The following is a 17,839-nucleotide window of genomic DNA, read 5'->3' on the forward strand; positions in this document are numbered from 1 at the left end:
GCTGACGGTCATGTCCGATTCCCGCCAGTCCGGCCTCCCGTCGCGGCGCACACTGGACCCGTGATCGATGACGAGACGCGGTACCGAGCGGTGGACAGTCGGGACGCCCGCTTCGACGGGGTGTTCTTCACGGCGGTGACGAGCACCGGCATCTACTGCCGGCCCAGCTGCCCGGCGGTCACGCCCAAGCGGGTCAACTGCACCTTCTACCCCACCGCCGCCGCGGCGCAGGGGGCCGGCTTCCGGGCCTGCCGGCGCTGCCGCCCCGACTCGGTGCCCGGCTCCCCGGAGTGGAACCACCGCGCCGACCTGGTCGGCCGCGCGATGCGGCTGATCGGCGACGGCGTGGTGGACCGCGAGGGCGTGGCCGGGCTGGCCGAGCGGCTCGGCTACAGCGCCCGCCAGCTGCAGCGCCAGCTGACCGCCGAGCTGGGCGCCGGCCCGATCGCGCTGGCCCGCGCGCAGCGCGCGCAGGCGGCCCGGCTGCTGCTGCAGACCACCCGGCTGCCGGTCACCGAGGTCGCGTTCGCGGCGGGATTCGCCTCGGTGCGGCAGTTCAACGACACCGTGCGGGAGGTCTACGACCGCACGCCCAGCGGCCTGCGGGCCGAGGTGCGCGGCGCGGGCGGCGGCGGGAGCGCCGGCGGCCCGCAGGCGGCGGTGGCCGGTGCGCTCAGCCTGCGGCTCGCCTACCGGGGGTCGATCGACACCGGGCACCTGATGGACTTCCTCGCACTGCGCGCCGTCCCCGGCGTGGAGGAGGTGGTCAGCGGTGCCCGGGGCGTGCGCACCTACCGCCGCACGCTGCGCCTGCCGCACGGCCAGGCGATCGCCGAGGTCGACGCACTCCCGCCCGGTGACGCGGTGCGGCCGGACCGGGGCTGGCTGGACTGCCGGCTGCGGCTGACCGACCTGCGCGACCTGACCACCGCCGTGCACCGGCTGCGCGCGCTCTTCGACCTGGACGCCGACCCGCAGGCGGTCGCCGAACAGCTCGGCGCCGACCCGCTGCTCGGCCCGCTGGTCGCCGGGCGCCCCGGACTGCGCTCGCCCGGCCACGTCGACCCGCACGAGCTCGCGGTGCGCGCGGTGCTCGGCCAGCAGGTCACCGTGGCCGCCGCCCGCACGCTGGCCGGCCGGCTGGCCGCCCGCTACGGCACCCCGCTCTCGATGGGCACCGCGCGGCCTACGAGCGGCGAGGGCGAGCCGAGCGGCGGGCTCAGCGTGCTCTTCCCCGAGGCGGGCGCGCTGGCCGACGCCGACCCGGCCGACCTCGCGATGCCCGCCTCCCGGCAGCAGGCGCTGCGCGGCCTGTGTGCGGCGCTCGCCGAGGGCACCGTGCGGCTGGATCCCGGCGTGGACCGCGAGCAGGCCGCCGAGCAACTGCTCGCGCTGCGCGGTATCGGCCCGTGGACGGTGGGCTACCTGCGGATGCGGGCACTGGGCGACCCGGACGTCTTCCTGCCCGGCGACCTCGGCGTGCGGCACGGCCTGGTCCGGCTCGGCGCACCCGGCGACGCCAGGTCGGCTGCGGCGGCGGCGCTCGCCTGGTCGCCGTGGCGCTCGTACGCGGTGCACCAGCTGTGGGCGTCGGCGTCGGACGGGCCTTCGGACGGGGCGTCGGCGTCGGACGCGAGGTAGCGCGGGCGGGTCGCAGCGCGGACGGTCGCAGCGCGGGCGGCAGGGGTCAGGCGTCGGCCGGGATGCCGCCCGCCAGCGCCCTGGCCAGGTGGTCCAGGCCGGGCAGCGCGGCCATGACCGCGTCGTGCTCCGCGGGGGAGAGCGTGGCCAGCGCGCCCGCGATCCGGCGCTCGTGCGCGCGCTGCCAGTCGGCGAGCTGCTGGTGGCCGGCCGCGGTGAGCGCGATCCGGGCGGTGCGGCGGTCGCCGGGGTCGGCCTGGCGGTCCACGAAGCCGGCGTCCAGCAGCTTGCCGACCAGACCGCTGACCGTGTTCGGCGCCAGCTTCTGCCGGGCCGCCAGCTCGCCGACCCGCAGCGGGGCGGCGGCCAGCGTCTGCAGCAGCTCCACCTGCGCCATGGGCAGCGACTCCCACGGGTAGTCGGTCCTGATGCTGCTGCGCAGCGCGCGGCGCAGCCGGGTCACGACGTCCGTCAGCCGTTGCGCCCGCTCGATGGCCTGCGCCTCCTCCAGCGCCGAGCCGAGCTGCCGGGCGGCGTCCTGGCCCTGGGCCCGCTCCGGGCCGGAACCGGCGTGGCCGGACTGATCGGCCTGATCGGCCGGGTCGGTCGGCGGCAGGGGGCGGGGCGCGGCGGACATGGGCGACAGCGTAGCGGTTTGCCGCTGCTGATTCCGCGTCGGACGGCCCGGTCGGAGCCGCGCACGCCCGTCCGGACACGACCGCGCCCGCCGGCCCGGCGATCTCCGTGGAGACCCCGGGCCGACGGGCGCGGTCCTGGCCCGACTCGTACGACAGCGGTTGCGGCTGCGACAGCGGTTGCGACGGCTAGGACGGCAGCGGCTTGGCGCCGCGCTCCGCGAGCATGGTCGTCATCAGCTGGATCTCGGAGCTCTGCGAGGCCACCATCGAGTCCGCCAGCCGCTTCTCCGCCGCGTTCTGCGCCACGTCGGCGTAGGCCTGCGCCATCGCGATGCCGCCCTTGTGGTGGTTGAGCATCAGCTGCAGGTAGAAGATCTCCGCCGCGGTGCCGCTGAGCTGCTGGAGCTGGGCGAGCTGCGTGTTGGTCGCCATCCCGGGCATCAGCGAGCCGTCGTGCGCCTGGTAGGGCGCCATCTTCATCCAGGCCATCGGCGGGGCCGAGGAGGCCTGGGTCAGCCCCCACTGGTCGAGGTAGCCCATCAGCATGCCCCGCTGGTTCGCCTGGGTGTTGATGATGTCGAAGGCCAGCCCGCGCACCTCGGCGTTGTCGGTCCGGTCCCGGACGATGAACGACATGTCGATCGCCTGCTGATGGTGCGTCGCCATGTCCCGCGCGAACCCGGCCTCGGGCGAGCTGGTGGACGGCGCGGACACCGACGAGCCGGAGGCCGAGGAGGCGCTGGCCACCAGCGCCGGGACGCCCAGGCAGAGCGCCACGACCGCCGCCAGCGCGGCCGGCCACCAGAGCGTGCGCCGCCGCTCGGGCGCGGCGGCGGACTCGAGGGCGCCGGTGTCGTCCAGCCCGTCCGTCTCGTCGAAGCCGGGCAGCTCGTCGGCGGCAGGCGGCTCGGCGCCACCCTGCGCGGCGGCCACTACATCGCCCCGTCGCTGCACGACGCGCCGGGCTCCTGGGTCTGCGGGCCCTGGACGTACTTGGTGAAGAACTCGTTCACCCGCGGGTCCTTGGCGCTGTCCAGCACGAGCTGGGTGCCCCAGGCGCTGAGGGTGATGGTGCCCTTCTCGGTCGGGTACGGGCTCATCATCGAGTACGGGGTGACCTTGACCTTGTCCGACAGCGTCTTGATGTCGTCCGCGGTGGCCTTGTCGTTGTAGGTGACCCAGACCGCGCCGTGCTCCAGCGAGTGCACCGCGTTCTCGTTCTGCACCGGCTTGTCGTAGACGTTGCCCATGCAGGTCAGCCAGACCGGGTTGTGGTCGCCGCCGACCGGCGGGGTCTGCGGGTAGTTGACCGTGCCCTGCACGTGGTTGCGGGTCAGGCCGGTCCACGTCTGCACGCCCGGGATCGGCGCCTTCGCGGCCGCGACCTCCTTGTCGTGCTTCTTGTTGGCGTCGACGACGATGTAGCCGCCGACGCCGACGGTGGCCGCGATCAGCACGCCGGCCACCGAGAAGGCGATGACCTTCATCCGCTTCTCGCGGCGCTGCTCCTCCGCCCGCAGCTGGGCGATGCGCTCGCGGCGGTCGGCCTGCTTGCCGCCCTTGGCCTTCGCCGAGCGGTTGGTCACCAGCGGCTCGTCCGACTTGGCGGCGCCGGCGTTCTTGCCGCCCGGGCCGTTGTTGGTCTGCTTGGAGGCGGAACCCACGGAGATCATCCTTGTCCCCGCCGGCGGGGTGTGCGCACGGCGGAATGAGGTGTAACAGGAAGGGGTGGAGACCGCAGGCCGGGCGAGGGGCGGACACCGTCGAACGGGACGTCACGGTGTGCCCGGGGCCGGACCGGCGGGGGTTCCGCTCTAGGTCCGGTTGACCTGAAGCAGGTGGAGATCAGGGGCGGTCCTCGGCCCTGGTTCGGTGTCCGCGGGGCGGAGCGCCGGGGCCGGTGCGACCGTCACCAGCAGTGGCGGGTCGGCCTTGCCGGGGTGCGGCGGGGCGTTCGGCAGCTGGGCTTCCTGGCCACTGAACGGGTGGCTGGAGCAGCCGTCGCCGGGCCTGCGATCGGGGTCGCTGACCATGCACAGGGTCGGCTGGAAGGGGTACCCCGGTGCGACCCGGTCCTTGCCGGGGCGGTCCTTGCCGAGGTGGGACCGGCCGGCTTCGTCAGCGGACGGTGCCGCGCTCGACGGTGCCGCCGTCGCCGTGTGGACGGGCGCGGGCGTCGGGACGGGCGTCGCTGCGTGGGCCGAGCCCGCGCAGGGCAGCGCGACCAGCAGCGCCACCAGGAGGCCGACCAGCGGCAGGATCCACGACACGCCGCCCGGGCGGCCGGCGAAAGCGGCACTCCCCGGCTTCGGTCGGACAGGTCCTGGCGCGGTCATGCGCACATATTAATCAGCCAGATGGGTGGTGGGGTCCCCCTTATAGGTCGCTTCTTTTGGCTGAAACCGTGCCGGATCGGGTGTTTCCGCGGCGGAGGCCGGATCGTCGCCTTCGCGGGGAAAGCCCGGACAAAGCCCGGACAGCGGCCGAGCCCGTGGGCAGAATGACCTGGTGGCCCACCCCCGCAGCTGACCCGCACGCACGCCTGCCAAGCGACGAGGAGCCGGAAGATGACCAACCAGGGCGCCCCAGCACAGCGCCGCCCGGAGGACGGGGACGCGCGGGACGGTTGGTGGGCCCACGTCTACGAGGGTCCGGCCGGCCGCCTGCCCGACACCCCGCAGGCGGCGGGCGGGGACGGCAGCGTGGACGACTGGTTCGACTCGATCGCCTCGGCGGTGGGCCTGATCGGGACGCAGCGCTCGGGGGAGGGCGAGCCGGCGGCGGAGCCGGACCTGGAGCCGGAGCCTGAGCTGGCGGCGGCGGAGCCCGAGCCCGGACCTGAGTCGCAGCCCGCTTCCGAGGCCGCGCCCGCACCCGTGCCCGTCCCCGCGCCCGCGCCCGCTCCCGCCAAGCTGGACCTCACCAAGCCCGCTCGTCCCCCCGCCGCCCCGCCCGCCCCCGCCGCCCCGCCTGCCCCGGTGCCCCCGCCCGCCCCCGCAGTCCCGCCCGCCCCCGCGCCGCACGTCGGTTCCCGGCCGCCGACCTACGGGCCCGAGCCCACCGTGCTGCCCGCCGCGCTCCCCGAACGCGCGTCAGCCGTCGTCCCCGACACGGTCCTCGACGGCGCCCAGTACCCGGGCTTCACCCTGCGCGCCGCCTCCGTGCGCGGCGACTCCGCCCGCTACCGCGGCGAGCCGCGCGGGGACGCGCTCCTGGTGACCCGCTTCGGTGAGGCGCCGGACGGCCTGGTGCTCGCCGTCCTCGGCAGCCGGGCCCGCCCCCGGGTCGATCCGCGCGTCGATTCCGCGGCCGGGGCCGCGGCCGACCCGGCCCAACCGCTGCCCGACACCATCCAGCAGGCCTGCGCCCACCTGGCCGAGGCGATCGGCCGCTCGTGCGCCGAACTCGCCGCCGACCTGCGCGAGGGCGCCCGCGACCGGCTGCGCTACGGGCTCCAGCGGCTGACCGCGCGCGCCGCCGCGGGCCTGCGCGCGGTGGCGCCGGACGCCGGGGCGCTGCACTGCCTGCTGATCTCCCTCGACCCGGCGGCCACCCACCGGGCCGCCTTCGGCCTGGGCCCCGGCGGCCTCTACCTGCTCCGGGCCGGGCACTGGATCGACGCCTACGGCGCCCGTCTGCTGCACCACCCGGACGGCCCGGCCGCCGTGCCCGAGCCGCGCCCGTTCCGGTTCCGGCTGGTCCCGGTGACGCCCGGCGACATCCTGCTGCTCTGCTCGCCGGGGCTGGCCGAGCCGATCGCCGAGGAGCCGGCCGTCGCCCACTTCCTGGCCACCCACTGGTCCCACCCGCACCCGCCCGGCACGGTCGACTTCCTGCGCCAGGTCCAGGTCCGTGCCAAGGGCTACGCGGACGACCGCACGGCCGCCGCGCTCTGGTCGGACTGACGGATCAGCACTCCGCGGTGGCGGCGAGCGGCTTCAGCAGCGCCGCCGCCACCGCGGACACCTGCGCCGCCGAACTCTCCCGCGCCACTCCCGGCAGCCCGATCGCCAGCGGCACCGAGAACCCGTCCAGCACGGCCCGCAACTGCGCCGCCCGCTCCTCGGCCGAGCCCGGCCGGAACTCCCGCCGCGCCACCCCGTCCTCGATCAGTGCCGCCAGGTCCGCCTGCCACGGTGCCTCGATCGCCAGCTGCCCCTGCCGGATCTCCTCGCTGGCCGGTGAGCGCCCCCACACCTCGACCCACAGGATCCAGCGCGGATCCCCGGGCCCGTCGGCCAGATACAGCTCCGCGTACGCCGTGAAGCGCTGCCAGGCGCTCAACCCCGGCTGCCCCAGCGCCGCCCGCCGCCGCTCGCCGAGCTGGTCCTCGCTCCAGCGCAGCGTCTCCAGCAGCAGCTGGTCCTTGCTGCCGAAGTAGTAGAGCAGGTGCCCGGCGCTCATCCCCAGCTGCTTGCCGAGGCCCGCCATGGTCAGCTTCGCCAGCCCGTGCTCCGCGATCGCCGCCATCGCCACCGCCAGCACCTCCTCCCGAGGCCGCGCGGGCCGCCGGGACCGGGGCTCTGCCATGCTGCGGACTCCTTGGGGCCGGGGGCGGGGTGCTTCTCAGGTTAGGTGACAGCAGGTCGGGTGACAGGCCCTGCGGGACGTCGCTAGCCTGGTCGCATGCAGCTGGTCACCCGCGCCGAGTGGGGTGCGCAACCGCCCAAGGCCGACTGGACGTACGTGGCGACTACCCAGGGTGTGAAGGTCCACTACGAAGGTGAGCCGGTCCCGGCCGATCTGGTGGACCATCACGAGTGGTGCGCGGGGCGGGTACGCGCCATCCAGGCGGCGCACCTGGCCAACCCCACCGAGGGTTGGATCGACATCGCCTACAACGCCGTGATCTGCCCGCACTCCTACGTCTTCGAGGGACGCGGCCCGCACCACGAGACGGGTGCCAACGGCAACCAGCCGCTCAACCTCGCGCACTACGCGGTCTGCGCCATGCTCGGCGACTCCGGGCTCACCGAGCCGAACGATGCGCTGCTGGCCGGAGTGTGCGACGCCATCGAGTGGTTGCGGCGGGAGGGCGGCGCCGGGTCGGAGGTCAAGGGGCACCGGGACGGCTATCCGACCCAGTGCCCGGGCGACCCGCTCTACGCCTGGATTCTGGCCGGCGCCCCCCGACCCGCCCCGGGCGGCCATGTCCCGCCGCCGGGCGCCGCCGGCCCCTCCCACCCCGGCGGGCGCCGTGGCACGCCCGGCCCCCGCAAGGGCAGCCGCCCGCCCCGGCCGCCTCAGGCCCCGCCGGGGGCTGCGGGCTGAGCCGGCGTCAGACCCGGGGCTGCTGCTGGGTGATGCAGTGGATGCCGCCGCCGTTGGCGAAGATCTCGCGGGCGTCGACGAGTTCGATGGTGCGGCCGGGGAAGGCCTCGCCGAGGAGGTCGGCCGCCTCCTGGTCGCGGGGGTCGTCGAAGGCGCACAGGATGACGGCGCCGTTGGCCACGTAGTGGTTGATGTAGGAGTAGTCGACCGGCTCGCCGTCCTCGTCGTGCAGGACGGTGGGGGCGGGCAGCTCGACGACCTCCAGGCGGCGGCCGCGGGCGTCGGTGGCGGCGCGCAGGATGGCGACGAGCTCCTGGCAGACGGCGTGGTCCGGGTGGGCCGGGTCGGGCTGGACGTGGGCGACCACGACGCCGGGGCGCACGAAGGCGGCGACGATGTCGATGTGGCCGCGGGTGCCGAACTCGTCGTAGTCGCGGGTCAGTCCGCGCGGCAGCCAGATCGCCTTGGTGGTGCCGAGGTGGGCGTGCAGCTCGGCCTCCACCTCCTCCTTCGTCCAGTGGGCGTTGCGGCCCTCGCCGAGCTGGACGGTCTCGGTGACGAGCACGGTGCCCTCGCCGTCCACGTGGATGCCGCCGCCCTCGTTGATCAGGCGGGAGGCGAAGCGCTGGGCATCCGTCAGTTCGCTGATGTGCTCGGCGATGTGCTGGTCGTGCTCCCAGCTGGCCCAGGACTGGGCGCCCCAGCCGTTGAAGATCCAGTCGGCGGTGGCCAGCGCGCCCTGGGCGTCGGTCAGGAAGCTGGGGCCGATGTCGCGCATCCAGGCGTCGTCCAGCGGGCGTTCGACGATCTCGACCTGCTCGGCGACGTACTCGCGGGCGGTGGTGGTCTCGCCGAGGTTGACGACCAGGGTCACCGGCTCGTAGCGGACGATGGTGTCGGCCACCCGGGCCCAGGCGAGCCGGGCGGCGTGCAGACCCTCGGGGGTGTCGAAGGTCTGGTTGGCGGTGGGGAAGGCCATCCAGGTGCGCTCGTGCGGGTGCCATTCGGCGGGCATCGAGTAGCCGAGCGAAGCGGGGGTGGTCATGGTGAGGGGTCCTCGGGGGTGGGGGAGGGTCAGAGGAAGTAGAGGCGGCTGAGCGAGACGCTCTCGGAGGGCTCGGAGCGCAGCGGTTCGCCGTCCAGCGAGACGAGCCCGGTGCCGGCGTCCACGCCGACCTGGCCGGTGCGGGCGTTGCGCACCAGGTCGCGCGGGCCGATGCCACGGGTGCCGCGCACGCCCACCCGCCGTCGCCGGGTGGGGAGTTGGTCGGCGGCCCGGTCCAGGTAGGCGCCGTCGGCGGCGGCCTGGGCGACGAAGGCCACCGAGAGGTCGGCGGCGGTGGCGCCGTGTGCGCCGAACTGCGGTCCCAGTACCAGGGGTTCGCAGCGGTCGGTGGAGGCGTTCGGGTCGCCCACCACGCCGTAGGCGGGGAAGCCGGACTTGAGGACCAGCTGCGGCTTGGCGCCGAAGTGGTCGGGCCGCCAGAGCACGATGTCGGCGAGCTTGCCGATCTCGATCGAGCCGACCTCGTGGGAAAGGCCGTGCGCGATGGCGGGGTTGATGGTGAGCTTGGCGATGTAGCGCAGCACCCGCTCGTTGTCGTCGCCGCCGTCGTGGGTGCCGTAGCCGCCGTCGGGGCCGTCCAGCGGCCCGCGTTCGGCCTTCATCTTGCCGGCCATCGCGAAGGTGCGCCGCACGGTCTCGCCGGCCCGGCCCATGCCCTGGGCGTCGGAGGAGGTGATGCCGATCATGCCCAGGTCGTGCAGCACGCCCTCGGCGCCCATGGTGCCGGCCCGGATCCGGTCACGGGCCATCGCCGCGTCGCCGGGCAGGTCGAGCTTGAGGTCGTGGGCCGAGACGATCATGCCGGAGGCCTCGGCGAGCGCGTCGCGGCCGAACGGCAGCGTGGGGTTGGTGGAGGAGCCGATCACGTTGGCGACGCCGGCCATCTTCAGCACGTTGGGCACGTGCCCGCCGCCGCAGCCCTCGATGTGGAAGGCGTGGATGGTGCGGCCCTCCAGCACCGCAAGGGTGTCCTCCACCGACAGGCATTCGTTCAACCCATCGGTGTGCAGGGCCACTTGGACGTCGTACTGCTCGGCGACCCGCAGTGCGGTGTCCAGTGCGCGGGTGTGCGCGCCCATGTCCTCGTGCACCTTGAAGCCGCTCGCGCCGCCCTCGGCCAGCGCCTCCACCAGCGGGCCCTCGTCGGAGGACGAACCCCGGCCCAGGAAGCCGATGTTGACCGGCCAGGCGTCGAAGGCGTTGAAGGCGTGCCGCAGTGCCCAGGGGGAGTTGACGCCCACGCCCCAGACCGGGCCGAACTCCTGGCCGATGATGGTGGTCACGCCGGAGGCCAGCGAGGCCTCCATGATCCGCGGCGACAGCAGGTGGACGTGCGTGTCGATGGCGCCGGCGGTGGCGATCAGGCCCTCGCCGGAGACGATCGTGGTGCCGGTGCCGACCACCACCTCGACGCCGTCCATGGTGTCGGGGTTGCCGGCCCGGCCGATGGCCGCGATCCGGCCGCCGATCAGGCCGATCGAGGTCTTGACGATGCCCTGGATCGCGTCGATCACCAGCACGTTGCTGATCACCACGTCGCAGGTGTCGCGGACGGCGGCGGCCTTCAGGTGCAGGCCGTCGCGGGCGGTCTTGCCGAAGCCGGCCAGGAACTCCTCGCCCGGCGCCTGGGAGTCGGACTCGACCCGCACGATCAGCCCGGAGTCGCCGAGCCGGATCCGGTCGCCGGCCCGCGGCCCGTGCACGGAGATGTAGTCGTGCGGGGAGATGGACGTCACGACTCGACCTCCTGGTCGTCGGCGTTGATCAGGTAGCCGGTGGCGCGGGCCTTGGCGAGTGCGGCCTCGCGGGCGCCGGGGGCGTCCAGCGGGCCGTCCACCAGGCCGGCGAAGCCGATCGCGACCCGCTCGCCGGCGATCGGCGCCAGGCCGACCTCGACCACGGCTCCCGGGTCGAAGCGGACCGAGGAGCCGGCCGGGACGGCGAGCCGGGTGCCGTAGGCGGCGGCGCGGTCGAAGGCCAGACGCGGGTTGACCTCGAAGAAGTGGTAGTGCGAGGTGACCGAGATCGGCACCGTGGAGGTGTTGTGGACGGTGACGACCACCGTCTCCTCGACCGGGTCGTACCCCTCGCCGGAGCCGGGCAGGGCCGCGCCCGGGCCGTCCTCGCCGAGCGAACCCGCGCCCTGGAAGGGGTCGTTGACCACGGCGAGCCGGGTGCCGTCGTCGAAGACGGCCTCCACCTGGATCACCGTGACCACGTCGGGCACCCCGGGCAGCACGTCCGCCGCGCTCAGCACGGTGCGGCCCGCCTCGATCGCCTCGGCCAGCCGCCTGCCGTCGCGGGCGGCCTCGCAGACGGTGTCGGCGATCAGCGCGGTGGCCTCGGGCACGTTCAGCAGGCAGCCCCGGGCACGCCGGGCGCGGGCCAGTTCGGCGGCTGTGAAGATCAGCAGCCGGTCCCGTTCGGTGGGGGTGAGTCGCACGGTGCCTCGCTCGCGGTAGGCGGAGTTAGAACGGCGTTCAAACTAGTGCTGGCCATTGAACCCCGATCGGGTCGCACTGTCCAGCCTCGCCTGGCTTGCGGGGTTCTGCGCGTTGTGCTGCGCGTCGGGGTGACCGCGCGGTGCCGCCGGCACGCCTGCGTGGCGGGCGGCGCCGGTCGGGGCCGTGCTCCGGGGGCGGATCCGCGGGAGAGGTCCTGGTCGGGGGCCCGGCGCCAGCGCCGCCGGACGGCGGATGTTGACAGAGTGTCAGCAACTCGCGCGCCGTGAGCCCCCCGTGTACTCCAGTCGACGTTTCGTGCACCGTTGCGACCGCGGGTGCGCGGGACTCACGATGGAGCTGAGCACTGCTGGGGGGACAGAACTGATGGAGAGTCAGCAAAGGTTCGGCGTCGGTGCCGAGCTGCCCGACGACGACCGCCCGTCCGACCGCCCGTCCGACCACGAGCCCGCAGCCGAGCCCGAGTGCGCGGGCGGGCCCGACCGCGCGCCCGAGTACGGCCTGCACGCCGTGCTCGCCCCCGCCGACCTCGGGGCCATCGCCCCGCTGCGCGCCGCCCTGCGCGCCGCGCTCCGCCGCTGGGGCGTACCCGAACTGGCCGACACCGCCGAGCTGCTGGCCTCGGAGCTGCTGGCCAACGCGCTCCAGCACACCGGCGGCGGCGCGGCGCTGGAGGCCCGGCTCGGCCTCGACGGGCGGCTGCGGGTCGAGGTCCGGGACGGCGGCGCCCGGCTGCCCCAGCTGCCCAGGCCGCGCCGGGCCCCCGAGACGGCCACCAGCGGGCGCGGGCTGCTGCTCGTCGAGGTGCTGGCGGACGGCTGGGGCGTGCGCCGACACGCCGACGGCAAGATCACCTGGTTCGAGCTGGCGCCCCCGCGTCCGCAGCCCGGGCGACGGGCCGCCGGCGCCTGACGGGCACGGCCCGATCCGGGCCGCGGTCCGGAGTGTTATTGCCGCGTGGTCGAACATTCGACAGGATAGTGAGAATGTGTGTCCGGACCGGGGCCCTCGCAGCGGGGCGGTCCGCGGAGCACACCCACCCAACCGACGGACCCGGCAGGGGCAGGAGAACCATGGCGACTGAGCCCGAGCCACAGGGGACCGCGCGTCTTCCGCTCGGCCCGCAGGCCCAGGGCGGTCGGCGCGCCGGAGTACGCGCCACCAGCGTCGCGGCGGGGCGGCTGGCCGCGGCCACCGCCGCCCCGGCCGTGCAGAGCCTGCCCAACCGGACCGGGGACGCCATGCCGGACTGGCTGGAGCCCGCGATGGCCGCCAACGGCATCGGCTCCTTCGACTGGGACATCCGTCGCGACGTGATCGAGGCCGACCACCGCGCCTGCGCGATCATCGGCGTCAACGGCACCACCTTCGACCTCAGCTCCGAGGCCTTCCTCGCGCTGCTGCACCCCGAGGACGCGCCGGTGGTGCGCCGCCGGGTCGAGCGCGCGGTGGCCGAGCTGGGCCAGTGCGGCGCCTACTACCGCACCGTCTTCCCCGGCGGCGAGCTGCACGCGGTGCGGTTCCGCGGGCGGGTGCTCGCGGACGCCTTCGGGCGCCCCTCGCGGATGGTCGGCTTCGTCTGGGACGCCACCGCCGAGCTGCGCAAGCGCGCCGACGCGGGGCGCCGGGCCGCGCTGCGCGAGGACCGCTCGCGGTTCATCAAGGAGGCGGCCCGGGCGCTGTCCGAGGCGGTCACCGTGCGGGACGTGGCCCGGGTCTTCACCGAGCTGCCGCTGCCGGGGCTGCCGCCGGACGGCCTGGTGCTGGCCGCGCTGGAGGCCGGACGGCTGCGGATCCTGGGCGCCAGCGGCTACCGCCAGGAGTCGGTGGCCCTCTACGACCGGATGCCGCTGGAGCCGTTCCAGCCCGCCGCCGAGGCGATCCGCCGCCGGCTGCCGGTCTTCCTGGCCAGCCGCGAGGAGTACCGGGAGCGCTTTCCCGAGGCCTGGCCGCGCGCCAAGGACACCGGGCGCAGCGCCTGGGCCTTCCTGCCGCTGGTGGCCAGCGGCCGGGCGATCGGCCTGTGCGTGGTCAGCTTCGACGACGCCCGCGAGCTCGACGCCGACGAGCGCACCCTGCTCTCCACCCTGGGCGGCCTGGTCGCCCAGTCACTGGCCCGGGCCCGGCTGCACGACGCCGAGCACGAGCTGGCCGCCGGTCTGCAGCGGGTGATGCTGCCGCGCACCGTGCCGGCCGTGCCCGGGGTGACCACCGCCGTGCGCTACCTGCCGGCCGGCTCCGGCCTGCAGATCGGCGGTGACTGGTACGACGTGGTGCCGCTGCCGGGCGGGCACGTCGGCCTGGTGATCGGCGACGTGCAGGGCCACGACGTGCACGCGGCCGGCATCATGGGGCAGCTGCGGATCGCGCTGCGCGCCTACGCCGCCGAGGGCCACCCGCCGGCCGCCGTGATGGCCCGCGCCTCCCGCTTCCTGGCCGATCTGGACACCGACCACTTCGCCACCTGCACCTACGCCGAGGTCAACGTCGACTACGGCGTGGTCTACGCGGTGCGGGCCGGCCACCTGGACCCGGTGGTCCGCCGGGCCGACGGCAGCAGCACCGTGCAGAGCGTGGTCGGCGGCCTGCCGCTGGGGATCGGCGCCGCGCAGGAGTACCAGGTCACCCGGTTCAGCCTGGACCCCGGCGAGACGGTGGTGCTCTGCACCGACGGCCTGGTCGAGTCGCGCGAGATGGACCTGGACACCGGCATGGCCCGGCTGTGCGAGGCGGTGGCCGGCGACCTGCCCCCGCTGGAGCAGGGCGGCGTGGACCCGATCGAGGAGCTCGCCGACCGGATCGCCGCCCGGGCCGCGGACTCCGCCGAGCGGGAGGACGACATAGCGCTGCTCCTGCTGCGCTGGGACGGTCCCGAGGGCGGGCTGGCCGCCCAGCAGCTGCGCCGCCGGATCGGCCAGGCGGATCTGGCCAGAGTGGCCGAGCTGCGGGGTGAGCTGCGCGACGCGCTGCGCCGCTGGGGCGTGCCGGAGCTGATCGACACCGCCGAGCTGCTCGCCTCCGAGCTGGTCACCAACGCGATCCGGCACACCGACCGGGACGCGATGTTCACCGCGCGCCTCTACCGCGAGGACCGCCGCGAGCCGCGGCTGCGGATCGAGGTGGAGGACGAGTCGGACCTGTGGCCCAAGCGCCGCACCCCCGGCGAGCAGGCCTCCTCGGGGCGCGGACTGATGCTGGTCGAGGCGCTGGCCGACGCCTGGGGCGTGGAGCCGCGCGGCTCGGGCAAGCGGATGTGGTTCGAGCTGTCGGCGGGCGAGGCGGCCTGACCGCGGGCCTTCCCTGGGAAGGGCCGCGGGGTCGGGCCGCCACCGCCTGCTGATGCTCAGCCGAACTGCCGCTCCAGGTCCTTGAGCTTCTGCTCCAGCGAGTCGAGCCGGGGCAGCGTCATGGTCTCGTCGTCGGCGGTCAGGTCGATGGTCCGCCGACCGGGGCCGGTCAGCAGGCCGGGCACGGGCGCGGCGGCCACGGCGGGCGGCTCCGCGGCACCCGCCGCTATCGCGGGCTCCGCACCGCCGGGCTCCAGCTGGGGCGCCGTGGCGGCACCCCTGGCCCGGCCCCAGCCCCCGTGCGAGCGGTTGATCGCCCGGATCTCGGCCCGCTCACGCCGGCTGGCCAGCCGCTGGCGCTCCCGGTTGACCACGGCCTCGCGCTTGGTGTCGCGCACCTCCTCCACCGCCTCGTCCAGGCTGCGCACCCCTTCGAGCAGCATCAGCGACCAGGCCGCGTAGGTCTCCAGCGGGGCCCGCAGCCAGCGCACGATCCGGATCTGCGGCAGCGGTCTGGGCACCAGCCCCTGCTCGCGCAGGGCGGCCCGCCTGGTCTGTTTCAGCGCCCGGTCGAAGAGCACCGCGGCCGACAGGGACATCCCGGCGAAGAACTGCGGTGCGCCGGCGTGCCCGAAGCCGCGCGGAGCGTGCACCCAGTTGAACCAGGCCGAGGCGCCGGCGAAGAGCCAGACCAGCAGGCGCGAGCCGAGCGCCGCGTCACCGTGGCTGGCCTCGCGCACCGCGAGCACCGAGCAGAACATCGCGGCGCCGTCCAGGCCGAACGGGACCAGGAACTCCCAGCCGCCCGACAGGCCCAGGTTCTGGGTGCCGAAGCCGACCAGGCCGTGGAAGGAGAGCGCGGCGGCCACGGCCGCGCAGCAGAAGAGCAGGGTGTAGGAGGCGCCGCCGTAGAGCGACTCCTTGCGCCGCCGCCGCTCCTCGGTGCGCTCCCAGGAGTCCGCGCCGCGCGCGGCGGTGGCCCCCCGGCTGCGCATGATCGCCACCAGGAGCGCCCCCGGCAGCAGGACGGCGACGGCGGCGACGGCCCAGCCCAGTGGTATGTCCGGCATTTTCATGGTCTGAGCCAGCCTCGCTCTCTCGGCGGTCGGGTGGCGCGGCGCCACCCGAGAGGACGCCCATCATGGCCGATGCCCGGCGGCCGTACGGGCGTTTTGCGCTCAAATACACTGGAGAGAGCGTGAACTGACGTTTCGTCATGATGATGGTATGACCGACGCGCGGAACACGGGTCCTGCAGGGGCCCGGCGACGGCTCAGCCGCAGGTGCGCGGGCAGCCGGGGCAGAGGTCCGCGGGGCGCACGGTGTAGTAGAGGCAGCAGCTGACCCTGGTGCGGGTCGGGGCCGCGGCGACCCCCGGCTGCCGCGGGGCCGCGAGGCGGAACGCGGCGGCGCCGGTGAACGGCGCGGTGTCGATGCGGTCGGCCCCGCCGGCATCGGTGGCCCCAGTGGCTTCGGCGGGCGGCTCCGGCAGCAGCGCCGTCAGGGCGGTCACCGCCCGCGCCTCCTCGCCGAGCAGTCCGGCCGCGTACCAGAGCCCCTCCACCAGCTCGTCGGTCACCAGCCCCCACAGGGTGCGCGGCCCGCGCCGCAGCAGCGGGCGGAAGGCGGTCAGCAGGGGGTCCAACTGGGCGGCGACGGTGGTGCGCAGGGTGGCGCGCAGGGCCGCCGGGTCGGCCACCACCCGGGCGCCGGGCAGACCGGCCGCCGGGTCGCCGGGCAGGCAGGCGAAGGCGAGCGGCCCGGTGCCCGGCAGCAGCGCGAGCTCGGCCGGACCCCAGCCGCCGGCCGGTCGGCGGCTGGCCAGCTGCTCGACCGGCAGCAGCGGCACCCGCTGCTCCAGCAGCCAGGGCAGCGTGAAGACCAGGCAGAGCGGCCAGGCATAGCGGTGCAGCCAGAAGCCGGCCGCGACATCGGCGCGCGGCGCCGTGCCGAACCGGGCCCGGCCGTGCCGGGCCTCGGCGGCGACCAGGCGGGCGCGCAGCGCCGGATCGGCGAGCAGCTGACGGGTGGTCACCCAGCCGTCGTGGGCCGGGACCTCGGTGCGGTGGTGGATCCGCAGGTCGGGGAAGACCTGGGCGAAGGCGGTGTAGGCGCCGGCGAAGGGGGGTGTCGGGTGTCGCCCGGGGCTGAGGTCGGTGCACTCGGTCAAGGCGTGCCCCATCGGATCGGCCGGGTGACCGCGCGCGGCCCCGGGTGAGCTGGGCCCGGACGCGTGAGGTGCGCGCGGACGGTCTCCGCGCGCACCTCACCCATCAGGTTAGGCTCACCTTAGCTGACAGGCCGTCGGCTGTCCCGCTCGCCGCGTCCGTCCGGGGGGTCGGTCGGGCGCCCGGCCCACGCGGTGCTGCCGGGCGTGCCCGGTGGCGCCGGAGTGCCGCCGCCCGCGCGCCCGCCCGGCACACCCGGGCGCGCGCTCGGTGGTGCGCCGCGCGGTGCACCCGGTGGGCCGCCGGGCGTCAGGGCCGCGGCGTCCTCGCCGAGCCGGCCCACCAGCCAGACCGGCACGCCCCCCAGCGACTGCACCAGGCGCCCGGCCTCCGCCCGCAGCCGCTGCGCCTCGGCCGGCTCGGCGACCTCGGCCAGCGCCGCGAGTGCCGGCGCCACCCCCACCATGAAGCCCAGCTCCTCGCGCAGCCGCAGTGAGGCGGTGAACCCCTCCCGGGCCCTGACCCGGTCGCCGCCGGCCAGCGCGAGCGCGGCCAGGTGGCGCCAGGTGGAGGAGGCCAGCAGGGAGTCCCCGCCGGCCAACGCCCCGTCGTGGGCCCGGCGGTAGGCGATCCAGGCGGCCGTGTGGTCGCGCAGCAGGTTCTCGGCGACCAGCCCGCGCCGGAAGTCCAGCAGCGGGCGGCCCGGTGCGCCCGCGGGCAGCAGCGCCGAGGTTCGGCCGAGCGCGGCCTGGGCCTCGTCCAGCCGGTCGCGCGGACCGAGCACGCTGCCCAGGTAGGCCAGGAAGCCGCGCGCGCAGGCGGCCGCCGCGCGCTGCTCGGTGCTGGTCACCCCGGCCTCGGCCAGCCGTAACGCGGACTCCGCCTCCTCCCAGTGGTCGGCGGTGAACAGGCACTGCTCGATCAGCAGTTCGGCACGGACCAGGGCGGTCCGCGGGTCCCGCTCGGCGCCCTGGCCGAGCAGCTCGGCCGCCTCCTGCCAGCAGGCGCGCGATCGCAGCCGCCACACGGTGCCGCTGGTGATCTCGTCGAGGTGGCCGTCCTTGCCCGGATGGAGCCCGCCGCCGTGCGGCGGCACCCCCGGTGGACCGGCCAGACGTGGTGGCCCGCCACTGTGGTCGGCATCCGCCGGCCGGCCACGTGTCCCCCCGCTCAGCGGGGCCGTTCCGTGCTCCGACAACGCCACCTCCTTGTGTGCGGTGCCCCACGGCCATGCGGTGCCCCCAGACGGCCAGGGCCCTGGAGCACCGCAATTCAACACGCGAGGGAGCTTGTGCACCAGATCACG

16 protein-coding genes are annotated in these 17,839 nt (G+C 75.4%); 5 read left to right on the forward strand and 11 right to left on the reverse strand.

The features are described from left to right. The first annotated feature begins 60 nt into the window (after window positions 1–60). Window positions 61–1,641, forward strand: coding sequence for a DNA-3-methyladenine glycosylase 2 family protein (locus tag OG294_RS30265; RefSeq protein ID WP_327069719.1), 1,581 nt, complete (start codon window positions 61–63; stop codon window positions 1,639–1,641). A 46-nt stretch (window positions 1,642–1,687) separates the two neighbouring features. On the opposite strand, the gene OG294_RS30270 is transcribed toward OG294_RS30265, so the two are convergent. From OG294_RS30270 to OG294_RS30285, 4 genes are all read right to left on the reverse strand, one after another. Then, entirely contained in the window at window positions 1,688–2,278 is a 591-nt protein-coding gene (locus OG294_RS30270) for a MarR family winged helix-turn-helix transcriptional regulator (protein WP_327069720.1), read from the reverse strand. A gap of 187 nt (window positions 2,279–2,465) precedes the next feature. Further along, window positions 2,466–3,233, reverse strand: coding sequence for a DUF305 domain-containing protein (locus tag OG294_RS30275; RefSeq protein WP_327069721.1), 768 nt, complete (start codon window positions 3,231–3,233; stop codon window positions 2,466–2,468). After that, a complete protein-coding gene (locus OG294_RS30280) occupies window positions 3,212–3,943 on the reverse strand; it encodes a DUF3105 domain-containing protein (RefSeq protein ID WP_327069722.1) in 732 nt (243 codons plus the stop codon). Before OG294_RS30280 ends, OG294_RS30275 begins: the two co-directional genes overlap by 22 nt. Before the next feature lie 150 nt (window positions 3,944–4,093). Then, window positions 4,094–4,615, reverse strand: coding sequence for a hypothetical protein (locus OG294_RS30285; protein ID WP_327069723.1), 522 nt, complete (start codon window positions 4,613–4,615; stop codon window positions 4,094–4,096). Between the two features lie 231 nt (window positions 4,616–4,846). On the opposite strand from OG294_RS30285, the gene OG294_RS30290 reads away from it, so the two are divergent. After that, window positions 4,847–6,184 (forward strand): hypothetical protein, encoded by a 1,338-nt coding sequence (locus tag OG294_RS30290; RefSeq protein WP_327069724.1) that lies wholly within the window; start codon window positions 4,847–4,849, stop codon window positions 6,182–6,184. Between the two features lie 4 nt (window positions 6,185–6,188). Here the strand turns inward: OG294_RS30290 and OG294_RS30295 are convergent, their stop codons facing one another. Continuing rightward, window positions 6,189–6,809, reverse strand: a complete 621-nt coding sequence (locus OG294_RS30295; protein ID WP_327069725.1) for a TetR/AcrR family transcriptional regulator — start codon at window positions 6,807–6,809, stop codon at window positions 6,189–6,191. A gap of 96 nt (window positions 6,810–6,905) precedes the next feature. Here OG294_RS30295 and OG294_RS30300 point away from each other — a divergent pair, with 96 nt between their 5' ends. Then, complete coding sequence (locus tag OG294_RS30300) at window positions 6,906–7,550, forward strand: peptidoglycan recognition protein family protein (RefSeq protein WP_327069726.1); 645 nt, start codon at window positions 6,906–6,908, stop codon at window positions 7,548–7,550. Between the two features lie 7 nt (window positions 7,551–7,557). Here OG294_RS30300 and OG294_RS30305 read toward each other — a convergent pair whose 3' ends face one another. The 3 genes from OG294_RS30305 to ureA are packed head-to-tail and all read right to left on the reverse strand — an operon-like array spanning window position 7,558 to window position 11,059. After that, window positions 7,558–8,595: an agmatine deiminase family protein gene (locus OG294_RS30305; RefSeq protein ID WP_327069727.1), complete on the reverse strand. Its 1,038-nt coding sequence runs from the start codon at window positions 8,593–8,595 to the stop codon at window positions 7,558–7,560. A 29-nt stretch (window positions 8,596–8,624) separates the two neighbouring features. Further along, window positions 8,625–10,352: an urease subunit alpha gene (locus tag OG294_RS30310; RefSeq protein WP_442789246.1), complete on the reverse strand. Its 1,728-nt coding sequence runs from the start codon at window positions 10,350–10,352 to the stop codon at window positions 8,625–8,627. Continuing rightward, on the reverse strand, window positions 10,349–11,059 hold the full coding sequence (gene ureA, locus OG294_RS30315; RefSeq protein ID WP_327069728.1) for an urease subunit gamma: 711 nt from the start codon (window positions 11,057–11,059) through the stop codon (window positions 10,349–10,351). Before ureA ends, OG294_RS30310 begins: the two co-directional genes overlap by 4 nt. Before the next feature lie 385 nt (window positions 11,060–11,444). Between ureA and OG294_RS30320 the strand changes: the two genes are divergently transcribed. Beyond that, on the forward strand, window positions 11,445–11,990 hold the full coding sequence (locus tag OG294_RS30320; RefSeq protein ID WP_327069729.1) for an ATP-binding protein: 546 nt from the start codon (window positions 11,445–11,447) through the stop codon (window positions 11,988–11,990). Between the two features lie 161 nt (window positions 11,991–12,151). After that, entirely contained in the window at window positions 12,152–14,365 is a 2,214-nt protein-coding gene (locus OG294_RS30325) for a SpoIIE family protein phosphatase (RefSeq protein ID WP_327069730.1), read from the forward strand. 56 nt (window positions 14,366–14,421) lie between these two features. Here OG294_RS30325 and OG294_RS30330 read toward each other — a convergent pair whose 3' ends face one another. From OG294_RS30330 to OG294_RS30340, 3 genes are all read right to left on the reverse strand, one after another. Beyond that, the gene (locus OG294_RS30330; RefSeq protein ID WP_327069731.1) at window positions 14,422–15,441 is read right to left on the reverse strand and encodes a DUF2637 domain-containing protein; all 1,020 of its coding nucleotides are present in this window, start codon (window positions 15,439–15,441) and stop codon (window positions 14,422–14,424) included. A gap of 197 nt (window positions 15,442–15,638) precedes the next feature. Then, window positions 15,639–16,535: a (2Fe-2S)-binding protein gene (locus OG294_RS30335; RefSeq protein ID WP_327069732.1), complete on the reverse strand. Its 897-nt coding sequence runs from the start codon at window positions 16,533–16,535 to the stop codon at window positions 15,639–15,641. A 119-nt stretch (window positions 16,536–16,654) separates the two neighbouring features. Next, window positions 16,655–17,737, reverse strand: coding sequence for a hypothetical protein (locus OG294_RS30340; protein WP_442789247.1), 1,083 nt, complete (start codon window positions 17,735–17,737; stop codon window positions 16,655–16,657). Between the last annotated feature and the right edge of the window lie 102 nt (window positions 17,738–17,839).

Origin of the sequence: Kitasatospora sp. NBC_01302 (assembly GCF_035976515.1) — a bacterium.
Classification (GTDB): domain Bacteria; phylum Actinomycetota; class Actinomycetes; order Streptomycetales; family Streptomycetaceae; genus Kitasatospora.